At 47.3% G+C, this 19,017-nt stretch carries 13 protein-coding genes; 4 read left to right on the forward strand and 9 right to left on the reverse strand.

Annotated features, from left to right (window positions below):
- Nucleotides 1-27: 27 nt before the first annotated feature.
- From AC0TWI_RS16190 to AC0TWI_RS16205, 4 genes are all read right to left on the reverse strand, one after another.
- Complete coding sequence (locus AC0TWI_RS16190; RefSeq protein WP_488127372.1) at nt 28-1,344, reverse strand: glycoside hydrolase family 125 protein; 1,317 nt, start codon at nt 1,342-1,344, stop codon at nt 28-30.
- Nucleotides 1,341-4,049, reverse strand: a complete 2,709-nt coding sequence (locus AC0TWI_RS16195) for an alpha-mannosidase (RefSeq protein WP_488127373.1) — start codon at nt 4,047-4,049, stop codon at nt 1,341-1,343. Before AC0TWI_RS16195 ends, AC0TWI_RS16190 begins: the two co-directional genes overlap by 4 nt.
- Before the next feature lie 200 nt (nt 4,050-4,249).
- Nucleotides 4,250-6,907, reverse strand: coding sequence for an endo-beta-N-acetylglucosaminidase (locus AC0TWI_RS16200; RefSeq protein WP_488127374.1), 2,658 nt, complete (start codon nt 6,905-6,907; stop codon nt 4,250-4,252).
- Nucleotides 6,908-7,146: 239 nt separating this feature from the next.
- Entirely contained in the window at nt 7,147-8,094 is a 948-nt protein-coding gene (locus tag AC0TWI_RS16205) for a copper amine oxidase N-terminal domain-containing protein (protein ID WP_488127375.1), read from the reverse strand.
- Between the two features lie 148 nt (nt 8,095-8,242).
- On the opposite strand from AC0TWI_RS16205, the gene AC0TWI_RS16210 reads away from it, so the two are divergent.
- The gene (locus tag AC0TWI_RS16210; RefSeq protein WP_488127376.1) at nt 8,243-9,973 is read left to right on the forward strand and encodes an ABC transporter ATP-binding protein; all 1,731 of its coding nucleotides are present in this window, start codon (nt 8,243-8,245) and stop codon (nt 9,971-9,973) included.
- A 76-nt stretch (nt 9,974-10,049) separates the two neighbouring features.
- Here AC0TWI_RS16210 and AC0TWI_RS16215 read toward each other — a convergent pair whose 3' ends face one another.
- Nucleotides 10,050-11,360 (reverse strand): 6-phospho-beta-glucosidase, encoded by a 1,311-nt coding sequence (locus tag AC0TWI_RS16215; RefSeq protein WP_488127377.1) that lies wholly within the window; start codon nt 11,358-11,360, stop codon nt 10,050-10,052.
- A 233-nt stretch (nt 11,361-11,593) separates the two neighbouring features.
- On the opposite strand from AC0TWI_RS16215, the gene AC0TWI_RS16220 reads away from it, so the two are divergent.
- Together AC0TWI_RS16220 and chbG are read left to right on the forward strand one after the other, a co-directional pair.
- Nucleotides 11,594-12,319, forward strand: coding sequence for a GntR family transcriptional regulator (locus AC0TWI_RS16220; protein ID WP_488127378.1), 726 nt, complete (start codon nt 11,594-11,596; stop codon nt 12,317-12,319).
- Between the two features lie 22 nt (nt 12,320-12,341).
- Nucleotides 12,342-13,061, forward strand: a complete 720-nt coding sequence (gene chbG / locus AC0TWI_RS16225) for a chitin disaccharide deacetylase (protein ID WP_488127379.1) — start codon at nt 12,342-12,344, stop codon at nt 13,059-13,061.
- A gap of 29 nt (nt 13,062-13,090) precedes the next feature.
- On the opposite strand, the gene AC0TWI_RS16230 is transcribed toward chbG, so the two are convergent.
- The 3 genes from AC0TWI_RS16230 to AC0TWI_RS16240 all read right to left on the reverse strand — a co-directional run bounded on the left by AC0TWI_RS16230 (nt 13,091) and on the right by AC0TWI_RS16240 (nt 15,733).
- On the reverse strand, nt 13,091-14,182 hold the full coding sequence (locus tag AC0TWI_RS16230) for a DUF871 domain-containing protein (RefSeq protein ID WP_488127380.1): 1,092 nt from the start codon (nt 14,180-14,182) through the stop codon (nt 13,091-13,093).
- Nucleotides 14,183-14,223: 41 nt separating this feature from the next.
- Nucleotides 14,224-15,408 carry an N-acetylglucosamine-6-phosphate deacetylase gene (gene nagA, locus AC0TWI_RS16235; protein ID WP_488127381.1) on the reverse strand — a complete coding sequence of 395 codons (1,185 nt, stop codon included), beginning with the start codon at nt 15,406-15,408 and terminating at the stop codon, nt 14,224-14,226.
- Nucleotides 15,409-15,592: 184 nt separating this feature from the next.
- The gene (locus tag AC0TWI_RS16240) at nt 15,593-15,733 is read right to left on the reverse strand and encodes a hypothetical protein (protein ID WP_488127382.1); all 141 of its coding nucleotides are present in this window, start codon (nt 15,731-15,733) and stop codon (nt 15,593-15,595) included.
- Between the two features lie 210 nt (nt 15,734-15,943).
- On the opposite strand from AC0TWI_RS16240, the gene AC0TWI_RS16245 reads away from it, so the two are divergent.
- Nucleotides 15,944-17,653, forward strand: coding sequence for a methyl-accepting chemotaxis protein (locus AC0TWI_RS16245; RefSeq protein ID WP_488127383.1), 1,710 nt, complete (start codon nt 15,944-15,946; stop codon nt 17,651-17,653).
- Nucleotides 17,654-17,776: 123 nt separating this feature from the next.
- Here AC0TWI_RS16245 and AC0TWI_RS16250 read toward each other — a convergent pair whose 3' ends face one another.
- The gene (locus AC0TWI_RS16250; RefSeq protein ID WP_488127384.1) at nt 17,777-18,712 is read right to left on the reverse strand and encodes an alpha/beta hydrolase; all 936 of its coding nucleotides are present in this window, start codon (nt 18,710-18,712) and stop codon (nt 17,777-17,779) included.
- Nucleotides 18,713-19,017: the final 305 nt, after the last annotated feature.

Genomic DNA, 19,017 nt, shown 5'->3' on the forward strand with positions numbered 1-19,017 from the left:
TCATCCTTTCCGCTTTTTCAAACTGTCTTACTTGTCCTGAAGCTGTGAATAAAGCGGGCTTCCTTTGACCGCTTTGCCTGTCAAACTCAAAACAAATTCACTGAACATCGTATTCGACCATGCAAACCAATCTCTTGTAAATTCCTCAGGACAATCGGCGTTGAACCCCTCATGCATAAATCCGGTACCACCGTCTGTGTTTTTGAAGTACTCGAGGATTTTTTGTTTTTCCGCTTCATCATTTGTCGTCATCCCCTGGATGGCAAGTGCGATATGCCAAATATAATGGTCAGGGGTATGCGGGCTGCCGATGCCTTTTGCGTATTTTCCCTCATAGTAATAAGGGTTGTCACGGCTCATGAGGAAAGAACGGGTATTTCTGTATGTCTCATCGTCATATGGGAGATAGCCGAGATACGGCGCTGCCAGGAGGCTTGGCACATTGGCATCGTCCATCAGATTGTAATGGCCTTGTCCATCCGTTTCGTACACATACATGTCGCCATGGATAGGATGCGCCAACTTTGCATGCTTCTCGATCCCGTCTTTTATTTCATTTCGCAGCCCCACGCATTCCGCATGAAGTTCCTCGTCGTTCAAAAGGTCACGGCAGATTTCCGCCGCATATTCCAGCACGACTACAGCAAACATATTGGCCGGAACCAAGTATCCGTATGTGCATGCATCGTCACTTGGGCGGAAGGCGGACCAGGTCATGCCTGCCGGAACTGTATAGCCGCCTTTCCCTTCCCTCGTTAACGTATCAGATTGCCGGCAGTCCGAACGTTCGAAGCGGTAGGCTGATTTTTCTTCGTGGTATTGTTCTGTTTTCCAGACATCAAGGACAGTGCGCAGCACTTGCCTGAATTGGCTGCCTAAATGGTCTGTACGGCCCGTCGATTTCCAAAATAAATAGGCGAGCTGGATTGGATAGCAAAGAGAATCAATCTCATACTTCCTTTCCCATGTTTGCGGCGTCATGTCTGTCTTATCGCTTTGATGGCCTTGTCCATTAGCTGTCTCATTAAATGCATTTGCATAAGGATCGAGGAGAACAAATTCGAACTGTTGACGAATAACGCCAACGAGCAGGTCTGCCAATTGCTCATCTTCCTCGGCAGCTATCAAATAGGGACGCACTTGCGCCGCTGAGTCCCGGAGCCACATCGCAGGAATATCACCCGTGATGACGAAGGTCTTTCCGTCCTCCAATTTTTTCATCGTTGTCGTATACGTGTTGACGAAGCATTGTTCGAACATCTCTTGCAGCTTCTTATCTTCAGGAAATGACCTTTTCACATGGTCGATTAGTTTCTTCATTGATTCTGGAATTGTCTTCATCATAAAAGCCCGCCCCCTCTTTTTTTCACAAACCCGATCGTAATAATTTCATGACCTTCGACCGGATATTCGTTCTCCTCTTGACCTGCCTGTCCTTCGATAATATTGCTTTTAAAAGAAGCAAACTCAGGACTGATGGCAGCTGAGACGCCTTTGCTTCCGCCGTCAGGATTGTACCAGCGAATCATGATATCATCCCTGTCTTCAGCCAACTTCAATGATGTCCAGACGAGCCCTTCTGCCTCCGTCCGGATAAATTGCTTCGCCTCCGGCAGTTCTCCTTGATGAGCATCTGCCTGTACGACAAGAAGCGGTTCCTTGAACTGGCTGGCTGTGATGTATGCCCCTGAGGAAATGGCGTCCTTTTGGTGTGGAATGACTTGCCATTCTGCTTTTTGCGCCCCTAAGCATTGCGCTTCCGGAGTCGGGAAGTATCCCCAATCCCCGAGTTCAGCGACCGATCGGAGCACCGTTACCGCAATCGTTCCGTTCTCAGGAAGAATTTCGTATTCCTGAAGCCCATCCGTTGCGACGGTCAAGCCATCCTCTCCATCTGACACACTCGAAAATCTTTGCTGATGATGATCGAAGCTTGGGTTTTCCCACTCTTTCTCCGGCGTGTTCGGCCTAGCCGCAATTTCAAATATGCTGTCGGCCAAATGGGTCTGTGACTCAAACCCTGTCGGGAACAATACCCTTAGCCGGTGATCTTTCGCCCGGTTGTCGATGTCCAAGGTGAAGCTTGGCCCTTTCATCCCTTTATCAAGCGTGACGGTCGTTTGTAGGGAAACCTCGACTGTTTCCGCGGATCGGCCGGCTTTTCGCTCCTTATGCCAGATCAGCCGCTTCCTTTCCTCTTCCAGCTGGCTATCGGCCTCAGCCGGCAATTGCACAAGATGAGTGAAGCGGATAACCTTACGCAAGCTGTTATCCTCAAGGACTTGGAAATCGGCCATCACGTTTTCTGTAGTGATCGTTTCGGCCTGCGCTTTTTTGTACATATACTCGTTTCCGATATCTCCTGTATCCTCGTACACTCCTAAGTTACGAAACACTTTTCCGTTTTCCTTATTCGTCAAATCATATGTGCCGTCTTCATGGAACTGGACAATGACAAATTCATTTTCCATCTGCAGGATCTTCTGGTCCGCTTCTTCTTCCGGCATTGTGTTTTGTTCACCTGGAACGAGATAATAAGTTTGATAGCTGAATGGAGCAATACCTTCCACAAAAAAGGAGACCGTTGCCCGCTTTGCGAAATAGGGCTGGCGGAATTTGTCATCCGGCAAATCATAGCCAAATTCAATCTTCGGCTCGCCCATTCGGAACTCGATCGGCTCCCCTTGCTTATCGACGAGCGTAAAGCCTGGTGTCTTCTGCTCCTCAAGATAAGCGGGAATGCTTTCAAAATGCATGTCTCTAAAGTAGACCCGCTCCAAATCTACCGTTTTGGTGACGACTTCGCTCTTCTTCCATCCGCCCGTATTGAGAACAACGAGAGGGATTCCTCCATGCCCCTTTTCAGTGTCTATCGCTGAAGCGAGTTCAGCCGACTTCTCCTCAATGAACACTTCTGCCATATGCGAAACGCTTTCAAAACGGCTGACCATTTCCCGATGGACTTCATCGACGCTGCATCCGCAAATGCTGTCATGCGGGTGATTTTTCATCAATGATTTCCACATGAAACGCAAATACTCCCGCGAGTCTTCCCCGCCGTTCAAGTAGGTCATGACGGATATCGGCTCGGCGTATTTTTCCAATAGAGTTTGGCAGAGGTGATTCCACTGTTTCAGATAGATTCGGCTTGATGCGGTGTTGACAAGAGTCGACCAGCCGTCGGTTTTTTGATTTCGGAGCTCTCCTTCAATGACTTGCAGCTTTTCAGGAAGATTCGTACGCACCGCTTCCATATATTCTTCAAAGCTGGAATGCTTGAACGCATAGTCTGGATAAAGCTCGGAAGCCGTTTCAATCGCTGCCGGTATGTCTTTTTGAAGAGGCTGGTGGTCACAGCCATTCATGAACAGCAGCTGATTTGTTGATGCATATTTCTCGGCATCCTGCAGTTTCTGATCCCAGAAAGCCTTTGCCGCTTCTTTGTCAGCAGGGATTTCGTTGCCGTTCGAATACCAGTTGGCGAATAAAATGCCCAAAACGCTGGATCCATCTGGTGCTTTCCAAATCATCTCAGAATAAGGCGATTCGAAATTCGCTGTATCAGAAACGGTATTATTAAAGCCTGTCGGTTTGACCCCTCTGCCAAATGCGGCGGTATTAATACCCGCTTGTTTTAGTATCTGTGGTGCTTGCCCATAGACACCGAACGTGTCAGGGAAATAACCGATCTTGGACATTTCACCGTATTGTTTTGCATCATGCATCCCGATCAGGAGATTGCGGACGTTCGCTTCCGAGCTTGTCAGAAAGGCGTCCTGCAATACATACCAGGGTCCGATATGCAGCTTTTTATCTTTAATTAATTGTGTGACAATCTCACGATTTTCAGGATGCACGGCAAAGTAATCTTCTAACAGTACAGTTTGTCCATCTAAATGAAAGGACTCAAAAGCATTTCCTTCCTTCTTGAATTGCTCAATTAAATTATTCATTAATTTGATGTAGTAATACCGGTGTTTTTCAAAAGGTAAATACCACTCCCTGTCCCAATGGGAATGGGATATGATATGTGCAGTCTTTTTCTCCATTTGCTTCCACCCCTATACAAACGGCCGTAAATAGAAAACGCTATCATTCTATTCCAGCTTCTTTTCTTTAACAATAAAAAACATGATCCAAACTGGCAAGTCGTTCAGGGAAAGTCATAAGGATATTACACTGGATATTAAATAAATTCACATGGAACAGACCTCCCCGGCCTGCAGGGAGGTCTGTTCAGATTGGAATACTAAAAACCGAACACTTCGAACTCGTAAATTCTTGCAGCCTGGTCCCCGCCCTGGGTCGGCTTGTCAACCCACAAGCGGACATATTGAGCCTGTTCAAGCGTGATGCTGTGCTCAGATACTCCCTGTGCATTATCGGACACGTTTACCGCTTCTGTCCAAGTTTCCCCATCAGTGCTCAATTCAACTCTGAAAGCCCGGGTGTTGAAGGCTTGAGGCTCACCTCCGGCTTGAGCATGGTGCAGTGTAAATTTGGACAATGTATATGGCTCTCCAAGGTCCACCATCAGCCAATGAGGCGCGTCGCCTAGTGCACACCATTTGCTGTTATCCGTCACCTTGCCGTCTACAGCTGCCCCTGCTCCCTCTGTCGGGGCACATTGCCCGCTTGCTGTGGCTGTTTTGCCTTGTGCTAGATTTGTAATATTTTTCGCATCCTTCGTGATGGTGATGAACGCTTTCTTCGTCACCGTGCTTTCACCTGCACTGTTTTTCGCAACGAGCGTGACAGCATATGTCCCCTCATGGTCATAAGTGACAGTTGGGTTTCGGTCACTGCTTTCTGCTGGTGTACCTCCCTCAAACGTCCAGGTCACTGTCTCTGTCACTTCCGATGAAGCATCAGAAAAACGGATGGTTTCTCCTGGAGCAGCAACGGTTTTGTCAGAACGGAAATCTGCTTCCGGCTTTGGATAAGGAGGCCATTCAAAGGAAAGCTTTTCTGGCTTGCTCCGTTCAAACCCTTTGCTTACGGCCACGATTTCCAGTTCAGTCCTGTTCTCCTCGCCGATCCGTTTCAAATCCGAAAGGAAATAGACTTGATTCGTTGTTGAGCCGAGATACTCCCGTTTGTTGCCCGGAAGCAATCGGTATACTTCATAATGGGAGACATCTCTTTCAGCAGGCTGCCAAGAAAGGGCAAGGTCCCCGTATATTCCTTTGCGGAATGTAACCTCCTCCACTTTCGCTTTAACAGCAGACATGGATGATTTCTTCTCATCATGCTTGTTAGAGACTTTGATCTCGCCGATATTGATTTCATAATCAGGCAGGTTTTCATCGCTCTCGATGAGAAGGGAAATGGAATCGATCGTTTTGCCGCTGAATTTATTCAGCTTTGCGTCGTCTGTTATCCACTGTCCGCGGCTTTGCTTTTTCATGTCAAAATAAGTAGTCTGCTCCGGATTATCAGCGAAACTGACGCCCAGTTTGAAATCCGGCTTTTTCAAGTCAGTTTTATAGGTCACGGAAATCTCTGTATCTTTCTGAACAGGAAGGTTCGCTTTATACAAAGGAACTTGGGCAGGTTTGCCGGCCTGTACGGATCCGGACAGCTTCAAAGAACTGCCGCCATAATAGGCCGTCTCCCAATCAAAGTCGGCACTCAGTCCGTTTTCATTTGACCGCCAGGTCGGAAGGATATCTTGAAGGCTCCGATTGTTCCATTCTCTTCCGCTCATCACCTCTCCGTTAACGGCAAAGAACTTTCCGCTCCCCGTATTGAAATGAGTGACAAAAGGAAGTTCCTGGACAGAGGACTTCGCTGAAAAATACTTGGCAATCCCTTCCCAGGCAGGAGAACTTTCAGAGCCGGATTGATTTTCAACGCCAAGCCAAAACTCCTTCTCCTTCTGATAATACTCCTCCATCGTTTCGGAGGATTTAAACGCCCAGTCCGGACGGTAAATTCCTAAGGAAGTGAGTGGGGCCTGTCCTTCCGGGAAGATCCCCTGCCAAGGAACCGGCGTTGCTGTCCCGTTCGCTTCCACATCGATACCTGCATAAAGATCAAATGGACTTCTGCCAATTTCTTTCGCCTTTTGATTGGAGGCGGTTTGATCCTTCCACCAGAAGTTTAGGAACATGCTGTCCGCTACAACTGTATTTCCGTCTTGCAAGTAACTGCTGTTTTTTTCTGTCAGGGCATTCTGCCATTTAATTTGCCCATTGTCGATCATGGAGTCATACCACATGATGTGCATGCCTTCAGCTTTTTTCTGCTGGAGATAGATCAGAAAATCCTTCATTCTCTTGGCATCCTTTTCTGTGCCTCCCTGTGTCTCCTGATTGATGAACCAGCCGTCAAAACCATAATAGCTGGCCACTTCCAGCAGTTTATCCGCTGCAGGAAACGCCCCATCTTCATTTTGGCTGAGCATTTGGTCTACCCATTCGAACTTGCCGCCATATTCGGCCGGCGGGAAAAAGATCGTCCCCAAAATCGGAACGCCATTTTTGTGTGCAGCATCTATCACATCTGCACTTGGAGGAACGACAATCCCTTCCCCGGCAGAACCTGCCCAGTAAACCATCAGGTCTACATACTGCCAATAGCTGAAGGTATTCGAAAAGAACTCTTTTCCGCCTTGAGAAGGCACGCCGCTCGTGTTGGCATTCAAAGCGGAGAGAGCCACTACCTTCGCTTCTTTCCCATCAGCCGCCCCTACCCGCTTTGCCAATGGCACCCGGCTCCGGTTGTATTTTGAATCGGGATCTTTGTCAGATGACCACTCCAATAACTGTTCCGGATACCAGTAGGACGATTCCGGCTGTTTTGCAGCTAAGGCATTTGGTGCCGACATAAGTAAGCACAGACCAAGAACCAAAGCCATCAGTGAAAAACGATTAAAACCCTTCAGCATTCTTCTCTTCCTCTCCATATGTATTCCCCTCCATTGGAAGGGCTTTCAATTAGTATAAAATTCAAACATGCCACCTCCTAGTGTACATTCCATAGCTTTACTGGCAAAACCTTAGACGCGGATAAAAACAGCCAATTGGGCCCCGGACCTTTCTCCCAGGCATTGTATACCCCCTCCTCGGTAAAGGGGTTAAAGCTTAACAACGGAAAAAAGCCCGCTCGTCCTTTTTTTCAGGAACCGAGCGGGCTTTCGCTTTCTTATTGCTGGTACAGGATGTCCATGATTTCTTCAGGCACATATGTTTTTTCCTTGTACAATTCTGGAGTGTTCTGCAAGCGCTGGAGGCTGCGGTTGTAGCCGTAGTCCTGCTCTCCAATTGTCAGGATAATTGAGCTGTTTTCTTTGATTAAGGTTACCTGCTTCGAGGCTTCCTCCCATTTTACCTTGTAGCCGAGCGCATTGGCGACGTCACGGATGGGAATCATTTTTTCGCCATTTTTCAAATAATGGTCCTTGTCAATAATGGCTTGTGCTTTATCATTGATTTCCGGTGTTTCGTTTTCGGACTTTTTAAGAACAACGATTTTTACCGGTGTCGTCTGTTCTGGAATGCTCTTGGTCGAAGCGGAGAAGAATACAAGTGATTCCTTGTCATACATATCTTTCTCTTCCAGCTTGGCTCCGTGCTCATCGACAATTTCCGTATCCGGGCCGATATTCAGCTTTAGCTGTTTTTCTTCGCTCAGCAGCTTCTCATTGAATTTTGCAACTTCCACTCTCATTCCATTGCTGTCATTCTTCACGATGAGGATATCCGGTGAAATCACAGGTGGATAAATAAGAATCGTCGGTTTGTCTTTATGGACATAGGCAATGACTTCCTGTCCTTTTTTTAGCGACTCTTTCGTCATTTGTTTTGTACTATCGCCGTCAAATAAGAAAGCCCCGTCCGTGATCGGGAAAAACATTTTGTTGTCCTTTTCTTCACCTTGGATTTCCAGGACAACATCTCGTTCTTTCATTTCAACATTGGCAATTTTCCCTGTAAACTGAATATAATCCGACTTCACTACTTCATTCTCCTCTTGTTTGCCATTCTGTGAGAAAACCGGCGCAGCATGTTCAGCAGCAAATGCTGGCTGTCCAAGCAAAAAACCGGTGGAACACACACAGGCAATCGCCAGCGCACCCATCTTTTTTTTCATGATAATTCCTCCATTCCCTAAACCATTCATTTCTTTCCCTTACTTTACCACAAAACCAATATTGCAACACTTCGAGAGAGCCGTTGTTTTATTTAGGCTGGAATTGCATAATGATAAGAGATTGTTTTTTTGTAAAGGAGTTAATTGGATGAAGAAATCAAGTTCGATACGGCCATTTGTTTCACTAATCTTATCAACGAATGTGCCGAAAGCGACGCTGGCTTTCGGCTTGCTTGCGAGTGTCATCACTACAATTGCCGGCCTAATCGTACCACTTTTAACAAAAAATTTGATCGATGGGTTTTCGGTATCCTCTTTAAGCGTACCTCTGATCCTGGCCATCGGCGCCGCCTTTATTGCCCAGGCGGTTATTAGCGGTGTCGCGTTCTATCTGCTGATCGCGGTGGGACAGAAAATCGTCGCGAGGCTTCGCGAAAAGATGTGGCTGAAGCTTGTCCGGCTGCCTATCAGTTACTTTGACCTAACGGCCAGTGGAGAAACGGTAAGCCGTGTCGTCAATGACACAAGCATTGTCAGGGATTTAATTTCACAGCATTTCCCACAATTTATATCCGGCATCATCTCGATCATTGGTGCAGTGGCCATCCTGCTTGTCATGGACTGGAAAATGACGCTGATCATGCTGCTCGCTGTTCCTATTACAATGGCGGTCATGTTTCCGCTCGGCAGGCAAATGGCGAAAATATCTAGGGGCCTGCAAGATGAAACGGCGCATTTTACCGGAAGCATCCAACAGACGCTCGGTGAAATCCGGCTGATGAAAGCATCAACTGCTGAACATAACGAAGAGAACAAAGGGCTGGCTGGCATCCAGAATCTCCTCGTCTTTGGACTGAAGGAAGCCCGTGTCTTCGCCCTCATCGCTCCGATCATGCAGTTCATTGTCATGCTGGTCATCGTCATGATCATTGCCTATGGCGGGTTGCGGGTCGCAAGCGGAACGATGTCCACCGGCTCGTTGATCGCCTTTTTGCTTTACCTTTTCCAGATCATCATGCCGATCACCAGTTTTGCAATGTTTTTCACCCAGCTGCAAAAGGCAAAAGGGGCAACAGAGCGGATCATTAGCATTTTGGATTTGCCGCTCGAAGAAGGGCAGCAAGGGATGGAGTTGGATATTACCGACAAGCCGATTCACCTGAATGCGGTCTCCTTCGCCTATAGCGAGGAGGAACCAGTCTTATCGGATATTACATTCTCGGCCAGCCCTGGGCAAATGATTGCCTTTGCCGGGCCAAGCGGCGGCGGAAAAACAACACTGTTCGGCTTATTGGAGCGTTTTTACGAACCGACTGCAGGCGACATACGGGTTGGAGAAACAGCGATCAGCGACTTGTCGATGGAGTCTTGGCGGAGCCAGATCGGATATGTCTCGCAAGAAAGCGCCATGATGGCAGGTACAATCCGTGAAAACCTATGTTACGGACTTTCAAACCAGGAGCAGATTTCGGATGAAAAGCTTTGGGAAGTCGCCAAGATGGCGTACGCAGATGGATTTATCAAGGAATTCCCAAAGGGGTTGGACACAGAAGTCGGAGAACGGGGTGTAAAGTTATCAGGTGGCCAGCGCCAGCGGATTGCTATCGCCAGGGCATTCCTGCGAAACCCTAAAATCCTGATGATGGACGAAGCGACGGCAAGTCTTGACAGCCAGTCTGAGGGTATCGTCCAACAGGCTTTGTCCCGCTTGATGGAAGGCCGGACAACATTCGTCATCGCCCACCGGCTGTCGACGATCGTTGATGCAGACAAAATTATTTTTATAGAAAAGGGAACAATCACCGGAACAGGCACCCATGAGGAACTGATCCAATCACATGCCCTGTACCGCGAGTTCGCACAGCAACAGTTGGCATGAATCGATGTCCAACAGAAAAACCGCTCATTATGAGCGGTTTTTTTCTGCAGTTATTTCAACCTGCCGTATGCCGGGCTTATATTTGGAACTGTGGCAAGTATTCTTTATGTGCCTCGAGCATCTCATCCAGTACCTGCTTGCTCCGTTTTTCATCTGCGAGCAGCGGATTCATTACGAATGCAAGATAGGCATCTTGGTAATTTCCTGTAACTGCCGCCCTGATTACGAGCTCTTCAAAAGCTTTCATCTGAAGAGTAATCCCTTTAATCGCATAAGGCAAGGCACCGAGGGAAATTGGTTTTGGGCCATCCTTCGTAATGACACAGTTGACTTCGATAACCGAGTCATCCGGAAGATCCGAGATCGCACCGTTGTTCAACGTATTGACCGTTTGAATATCCCCTCTGTTGTTGTAAAGGGAATCCATTAGACTGCAAGCGACATCACTGTAGAATGCCCCTCCCCTTTTCTCCAATTCTTCCGGCTTATCCCGCAGTTCAGGATTCTTGTAGATTTCAAACAAGGATTCTTCTAGTTTCTGGACTACTTCTGCACGTGTTCCATGCTCTTCGTATGCTTTCATATCCTTTTCAAGCACGTCGCGTGTCTGGAAGTAATATTGATGATACGGATTCGGAAGAAGTCTTGTTGACTCGATGAATGTTTTCGACCAGCCAAGATTTACGATGTTTGCTGGCGAGTAATCGAGATCGTCACTGACAAGCTTCTCCAAAACTTCAGCAGTCCGGTCTACCCCTTTCACGTATACGGTTTTTCCGAATACAAAATGGTTCATGCCAACAAATTCGATTCGGACATCATCGGCAGAAACATTCAAAATGTCTGCGACGGAGTGAGTCATATTGTATGGAATATTGCAGACGCCGATGACCTTTTTATGCGGCGAATGTTTCAATAGCGCTTCTGTCACCATACCCGCTGGATTTGTGAAATTGATCATCCATGCATCCGGACAGATGGAATGGATATCTTCAGCAATGTCCATCAAGACCGGAATCGTACGGAACGCTTTAAAAGCTCCGCCTGCCCCGTTTGTCTCCTGCCCGATAAAGCCATGGCTCAACGGAATCCTTTCATCCTTTGAGCGCGCATCCAAACCGCCGACGCGGATTTGAGTTGAGACGAAGTCCGCACCCTCGAGCGCTTTCTTTCTATCCAATGTCCAAGACAGATTGATAGGCTTTCCTGCCTTTTCTATCATTCTCGTTGCGAGATTCCCGATAATTTCTAGCTTTTCTTGTCCTGCTTCTATGTCGACGAGCACAATATCGGTTATCGGAAAGCTGTCATGGCGACGAATCATGCCTTCAATAATTTCTGGTGTATAGCTGGAGCCTCCGCCGATTACTACTACTTTTAAACTCATATCAAGTCACTCCTCAAGAAGTTGATGTGTTCAAGACGCATCTTGCTGTGCATCCTTTAGTAAGAGAAAACGCTTTATATCAAAGGTATATTTGTTGAACCCTTCTATCAAAATGTATCATATTATTTTTTTATTGTCCATACCTTTATTTAAGTTGTTATTACAATTGTTGTCTATTGTATTAAATTGTCCCTTCCTGTAAAATTGAAATACCGAATACTGAGGAGATTGCAATGGATAAAAACCAATCATTACATTCATTTATAAAAGAAGCGCTGCTCGACCGGATCAAATCCAATCAGTACAAAAAAGGGGAGCAGATTCCGCCGGAATTAGAGTTGTGCAAGGATTTCAATGTGAGCAGAACGACTGTAAGAACAGCGTTGAACCAGCTCGCTACCGAAGGATATCTCGTTAGAAAGCAAGGTTCCGGAACTTATGTTGCCGATCGGAAAGTAGAACAGGAGCTGTCCAGTACGGTCCACAAATACAGCGATCAGATAGCCGATCAAGGAAAAAGTGGTGAAACGGCCCTTCTCTCGATTTCGGTTATCCCGGCAAATGAAGCGCTGAAGCAAGCATTGGAGGTTAACCTTAATGATCCGATCCAGCGAATTGAACGGATCCGCAAGGCAAATGGAGAACCGACCCAATATGAAATTTCCTTTATTCCTTGGAATGTCGCACCGGGTATGACGAAGGAGCATGCAGAGACTTCCCTTTACGATGCACTGAAGAAGGATTACGGCGTCCGAATTGCAAAAACGGTTGAATCGATCGAGATCACACTGGCCGATGAAAATATTAGCAAATATCTTGAGTGCCAGAACAATTTGCCGTGCTTTTTCATTGAAACCGTCGCTTCCAATAAAATGGGGGAGAAAGTCGAGTATTCCAAATCATACTTCCGGGGAGATAAGACCAACTTTACAATTGAACGGAATTATCCGCTCGACTAACGATCATAAGGAGGCTTTCATCATGAAAGTTTTATTCAACGCAGATGACTACGGTTTAACCAAAGGAATTACAGATGGCATCATCCAATCGCACACTGAAGGAATTGTAACCTCTACAACTCTCATGATGAACGGCCTGGCGGTGGAGCATGCGGTAGAGCAGGCAAAAAAGCATCCTGATTTGAATGTCGGCATTCATCTCGTACTTACCTGGGGAAAACCGCTTCGCAATGATGTACCTAATCTTATCGATAGCAGCGGGAACTTCAAATACAACAAAACGTATGCACAAAAGGAAGCGCCCGACATGGCACAAATTGAAAAAGAGTGGCGGGCACAAATTGAAGCATTTTTAAAAACAGGTCTCCCGCTCCACCATATCGACAGCCACCATCATGTTCACGGCTGGGATCCGGTACAGAATATCATCGTGAAGCTTGCCAAAGAGTATGATGTACCTGTCAGGTTTGCGGAGCATTTGAAGGGACAAGTGCCGCTGCTGACCGATGCCATCGATCTCGATTTTTATGAGGACGGGATCTACAAAGATGTTTTCGAGCGCTTGAGTGAAATGGATGTTGATTCTGTTGAAATTATGGTCCATCCCGCGTTTGTCGATGAGGACTTGAAGAAAGTCAGCTCGTATACCGACATGCGGCAGAAGGAACTGGAAATCCTCTGCAGGCTTGAATTGCCGGACTGGGCTTCGTTCCTGGACAATACAGTATCAACGAAAAAATAAGCGAAGGGGATTCCCCTCCGCTCATTTTTTTATTTTGTATAATCCCGCAGGCGGAACAGGTCCCACGGTTTAATATAATCGATCAAAAATAGTTCTTCATTCACAACTCTTGCGATAGTATTCTTCCGTTCGTCTTCAGGCATGGATTTAAGCACAACTTGAAGTTCTCCCTTGTACTTTCCAAACCGGTCATTGCCGATAATAATATCGCCTTTCTCCTGATCATCTGTCATCCCTGGAGGGAATGGCTGATCCCCGTATTTCACGCGGACCTGTGTCGAACGGATCATATATTCACTGATATCCCCGCGCCGCACATGAATTTCTTCGAGGGTAATCTTCTTTTCCAGCTCTGTCGCCTCAGGCAGGAACCGGACGTCAAGCTCCAGCATATCCCTGTCCAGCCGGCCAAGTGCCTCCAGCTCTTCATCACTTGCGTAAGCGTTGCCGATGATGACGTCGTCGATCAAACCGGTCGCCCATAAATGTTTTGCCTGAACATGGATCGGCAAGTTACGGTGCATCTCCAATGTGCAAAGCCCGTCATTGATATCCCACGGCCCGAAATCAGCATCCTGGGAATTGACAAATGCTGCAGTCGTCAACCCATGTTTTTTAAAGCGGTGGGATGCCCCAATGAAGAAGTCATATGGCAGCCCAGTGTATTTTTGCGGATAAAAGTTATGGCAGCCGACCAATTTGTTTTTATTTGCCTGGTACGTCAAAATATTCGGCAGATAATCGACGTCATTGCTCATATTCAGTTCAATCTTCAAACCGTACTTGTTAAACGTCATCGCTGCTTCCTTTGCGCCATCAAAGCCGATATCAAGCCTGATTCCGTCGGCTCCTAGTTCCGCGAAGAAACTGAGGTCGTCATAACTGATTTCAAGCTGATCAAAAACAGATGGAGCGACATCAAGCATCACTTCAAATCCCTGTTCCTTTGCAAATTCAATCACCTCGGTAAATTCGGCGATGATTTCATCTTTTGGTTTTGTTACGGACAGCAGGCAGGTAAAGACCCGGCTGAAGCCATTTTCAGCCGCCTTCTTCAAGTATTGCTTATCATTTTCCATCTCTGACTTTTCGGGATAAATTGAAACACCAAGTCTTCTCATCAAATTCCTCCTGTACATTATTGTTTGCCGGCATACCCGCTTTAGTGGCGTGCAGACAGGAATTCTCCTTCGATCATCGTCCACTCGACTTTATACTCTCCATCGAGCAAAACGAGATCCGCGTCCATTCCCGGGGCGATTTTTCCTTTTGACACCAAACCGAGCAGTTCAGCAGGAGTGGCAGATGACATCTTCACTGCATCCGCAAGAGGAATGCCGTTCTCGACCGTCATCCGCAATGCCTCGTTCATCGTCACCGTGCTTGAGGCAAGGGTCCCATCCGCCAATTGGGCTTTTCCATCTTTCACTGTCACTTCATGGCCCCCGAATTGATAGGTCCCATCGCCTAGCGCCATCGCCTGGAGGGCATCTGTGATCAATACCATTCCCTCCGCGCCCTTTATGCGATGCATAAGCCTGACGATCGCCGGGTGAAGATGGACGTTGTCGACAATCGCCTGCAAGCTGACGTGCTCTTCTTCAAACGCGGCAACTACGAGGCCGGGGGCACGGTGGTGAATAGGCGGCATCCCGTTGAAGCAATGGGTGATATGGCTGGCGCCTTTCGCAAATGCCAGCTTCGCCTCCTCATAGGTGGCATCAGAATGCGCAATGGCCGCAATGATTCCCTGGCTTTTCAAGTATTCCACCATTTCCAGCCCGCCAGGAAGCTCAGGGGCGACCGTCACCATCTTAATCAACCCTTCGCCTTGATCCAAAATCTTTTGCAGCTCCTCCAAGTCCGGATGGCGGAGGAACTTCTCATTTTGCATCCCTTTCCGCTTTACATTCAAATACGGGCCCTCTAAATGGATGCCTGCTATTTTCGCACCCGGTTCCTTGCCGATTGCCTTCTTTGTCGCCTGGATCATTTTCTCGACATCCTCCAAGGAAGAGGAGACAGATGTCACCAGAAAAGAAGTGCAGCCCGTTTCCGCGCAGGTCCGTGAAACTTCGATGATACTCTTTTCCGTTCCATCCATCATGTCATATCCGTTTGCCCCGTGTATATGTACATCAATCATACCTGGAATCAGCAGCTTCCCCTTTGCATCGACGACGCTGTCTCCCATGTCATGTCCAGCACCGGCATCTTCAACCGCTTGGATTATTCCCTCTTGGACCGTGACAGTAAAAAGGGCCTGGTCAGGCTCTATACCGGGAATTCTGGCATTCGTGATTCTTATTCTTCCTGGCCTTGTCTCACTGTCCATTTCAACAGACATCCGATAGCCTCCTTTGCCTCCGTATTATAGAATAATACGATGAAAACTTGAACCTAACAGATTTCCTTTTTAACCGCCAGTCAACGGCATTTCCACACAAATCTTTGTCCTGCCATTGACCGTCTCTACCACTTTCACACCGATCGTCCGCAAGTTTTGCTGGGAAAGATAACGGTATAGCTGACTAGCTGGGGACTAGGTTCCAGCGTGCCGGCTCCGTTCCACGTTGTGATGATAGCTCCTTCTCTTCCAGCTTGGTGGCGACTTGATATTCGATCAGGTCTTTGTTCTCAATCCACCATTTCCCGCGGCATGACCAACCCATTCGATTTTCCTATTTTAACGAACCTGCCACATCCATCCGCTCCTCAAAAATAGACTTTAATACCTATAACCTAAAACAAATCTATTAATTTACCATTATATCCTCTTTCTTTCGTAGAACATTTATCCTATACTTTAACATGTGGATGCCAGAAAATATTGTGTTTTTCTACAAACCTCTCTAACTTACCCTACATAAGGAGACTACAGCATGAAATGGATTAAAAACCTCAAAGTTTATGCAAAATTCGGCCTGTTATCCGGCATTACGCTTATAAGCCTGCTGGCCATTGGAATTATTGGTTTCACCCAACTGTATTCACTTGGCAATAAAGTGGAAGATATGTATGAAAATAAACTGAAGCCGATCGAAACAGTGACCAAGCTTAAAGAAAACTTAGAAACCATCCAAAGATACATAATCGAGTTGACCGCCAACTCCAATAACGAACGCAACAGCAAACTGATGGTGGAAATGGATAGGAAGATTAAAGAAAATGGAAAGCTGAGAGAAAAATATAATACGGATGATCCGAAGGAACTGAAGCTTTTAGAAGAAATAACTTTGTCGTCACAGGCATTTGAGAAGGCTAAGGAGAAAACCCTCAATCTCGCTTTGAAAAACCAGAATGTCGCTGCCTATAAAACATATGTAACAGAAGTACAGCCAATCTTGGACCATATCAACGAGCAGTATTCCGAATTGGTTAAAATAAACAGCGAAGATGCAAAGTCAATAAACGGACAAAATAAAAAAGAGATCCGGGCGTCCCTGATCCTTTTTGCAAGCATCCTGGCATCCACCTTGATCCTTTACTTTTTCATCAGCTGGGCGATCGCCAATTTGATCCAGAAGCCGGTGAGCGAAATGGAAAAGGTGATGAAACGAGCAAAAGACGGAGACTTGTCTGTAAGGAGTTCCTACCAATCCGAGGACGAAATCGGATCCCTTTCCAGGTCATTTAATGAAATGCTCATTCAACTGGGCGAATTGATTATGAAAGTCAGGGAATCATCCGATCACGTGGCCGCCTCCTCCGAGCAATTGATGGCAAGTTCAGAGGAAACAAACAACGCGGCTGAGCATATTGCCGAAGCGAGCGCTGAGCTTGCTGCCGGTTCCGAAACGGCAATCCAAGGAACGGAGAGCACGTCGATCTCCATGCAGGAGATGGCCGTAAACATCAGTAATATTGCCAATGCTGTCGCGCTTGTTTCTGAACATTCTACAATGACCACCGCGGAATCAGAGCGTGGGAACGTTTCTCTATCAAAAACGATTAACCAGATTCATTCGATCAGCAATACCGTTAACTCTACCTCTCAGATTGTCAGGCAATTAGGAGACCGCTCGGCTGAAATTGAAAAGATTGTTGCGGTCATTTCCGGCATCGCCGAGCAAACAAACCTGCTGGCACTGAACGCAGCAATTGAAGCGGCGAGGGCCGGAGAGCATGGGCAAGGCTTTGCGGTTGTAGCAGCCGAGGTCAGAAAACTCGCCGAGATTTCAAGGGAATCAGCGGGACAAATCACCAGCTTGATTCATGATATCCAAGCAAGTACATCAGAGGCAGTCGCGTCGATGGAAACTTGCACAGATGAAGTCCAAACCGGTGTGACGTTAACAAATGAAACAGGAGAATGTTTCAGCAGAATCCTGCAATCTTCAAATGATGTTTCGAAACAGACAGTAGAAGTAACAAATGCCGTCAACGACATTTCTGCGACTGTAGAACAAATGGCGCTCCGCGTTTTCGAAATCTCGACAAGCGCAGAGGCATCCTCTGCAAGCTCCCAAAGCGTGGCATCCGCCGCAGAGGAGCAGCTTGCGTCCATGGAAGAAATTACAGCCTCTGCACAATCCCTGTCGCAAATGGCCGAGGAATTGCAGAAAATGGTGAGTGTTTTTAAAACCGCTTAAGCTGCGATTGATCGTATAACGAAATTGCGTAGGGAACAGCCCACCGCTCGCTTTACCCATTCAAGCATCAAAAACCGCTCCTCTATCGGGGAGCGGTTTTCATCTTTTCGTACTGTCTGCCTTTCACTTCTTCAGGAAAACGTCCCTAAGCATCTCTGCACATTCTCTTAGTGCATTTTGAGCACTCGGGACGAACGCATGGAAGTTGGCAAATCCGTGGATCAGTGTTTCGTAGTTTTTGTATGTGACCGGAACACCGCTTTCTTCCAGCTTTTCGGCGTACGTCCGACCAACATCCCGCAACGGGTCGTACTGTGCCGTCGCAATCAGTGCAGGCGGCAGCCCTGACAGATCCTCTGCCAAAACCGGGGAAGCATACGGGCTCTGCATATCCTCCCGGGAGCGGAAATACTGATCCCGGAACCATTCCATCAATTCTTTTGTCAGTAAGTATCCTTCCCCGTTCTCGCGGATGGAAGGCGGTTCTTCTTCATAGCCGGTTGATGGATAGAGCAGGAGCTGAAAAATAATAGGCGGACCCTTTGTTTCCTTTGCTTTCAGACAGGCAACTGCGGCCAAGTTTCCTCCAGCACTGTCTCCGCCGACGGCGATTCTCTGAGGGTCGACGTTATACTTCTGCGCGTTTTCGGCGATCCATACCAAGGAATCGTACGCATCGTCGACTGCAGCTGGGAATGGATGCTCCGGTGCAAGCCGGTAATCGACCGAGATCACCTTGCACCCGGCAATATTGGCAATGGACCGGCATATTGAATCATGGGAATCCAAATTGCCCGTCACCCAGCCGCCCCCATGATAAAACATAAGTAGCGGCAAAGGTCCCTCCCCTTCCGGTGTATAGATGCGGATATGCAGGTCTCGTCCTTCCAGCGGCAGTGAATCATCCTCGATATTGTACACCTCTTCCTTTTCATCGGCAGGGATGCCCTCCATAGAGGCACTGTTCCTGAATTGCTCAGCATTGATTTCACTCAGCAGCAACTGCTTTTTGCTGTTTAATCTATCCAAGTAAGCCTGGATTTTCGGATCGACAGCCATTTGCAAAACCTCCTTCGGTGCCCGCTCATGCGGCAGGCACGATGCTTCCTATCTATTCTTGGCCATCGCCGTAATTCAATTCACTCATACCCTTTCAATCCCGGACACTAACACGGGATCCTTTATGTACAACCAAAGAAAAAACGGATCCAAAATTGGATCCGTCAGGCTGTAGACAAACTCCAGAAATTCAGGAGTTTGCCTACAGCCTTTTTTCTTTTACAATGGAAGTATTATTTGAAAAAGTTGATTTCCGCTACGGATGGACGCTTTCCGCGGGCACGGCTCCAGCCGCTTCCCTCGCT

This window comes from Lederbergia sp. B243.17, from assembly GCF_057657925.1.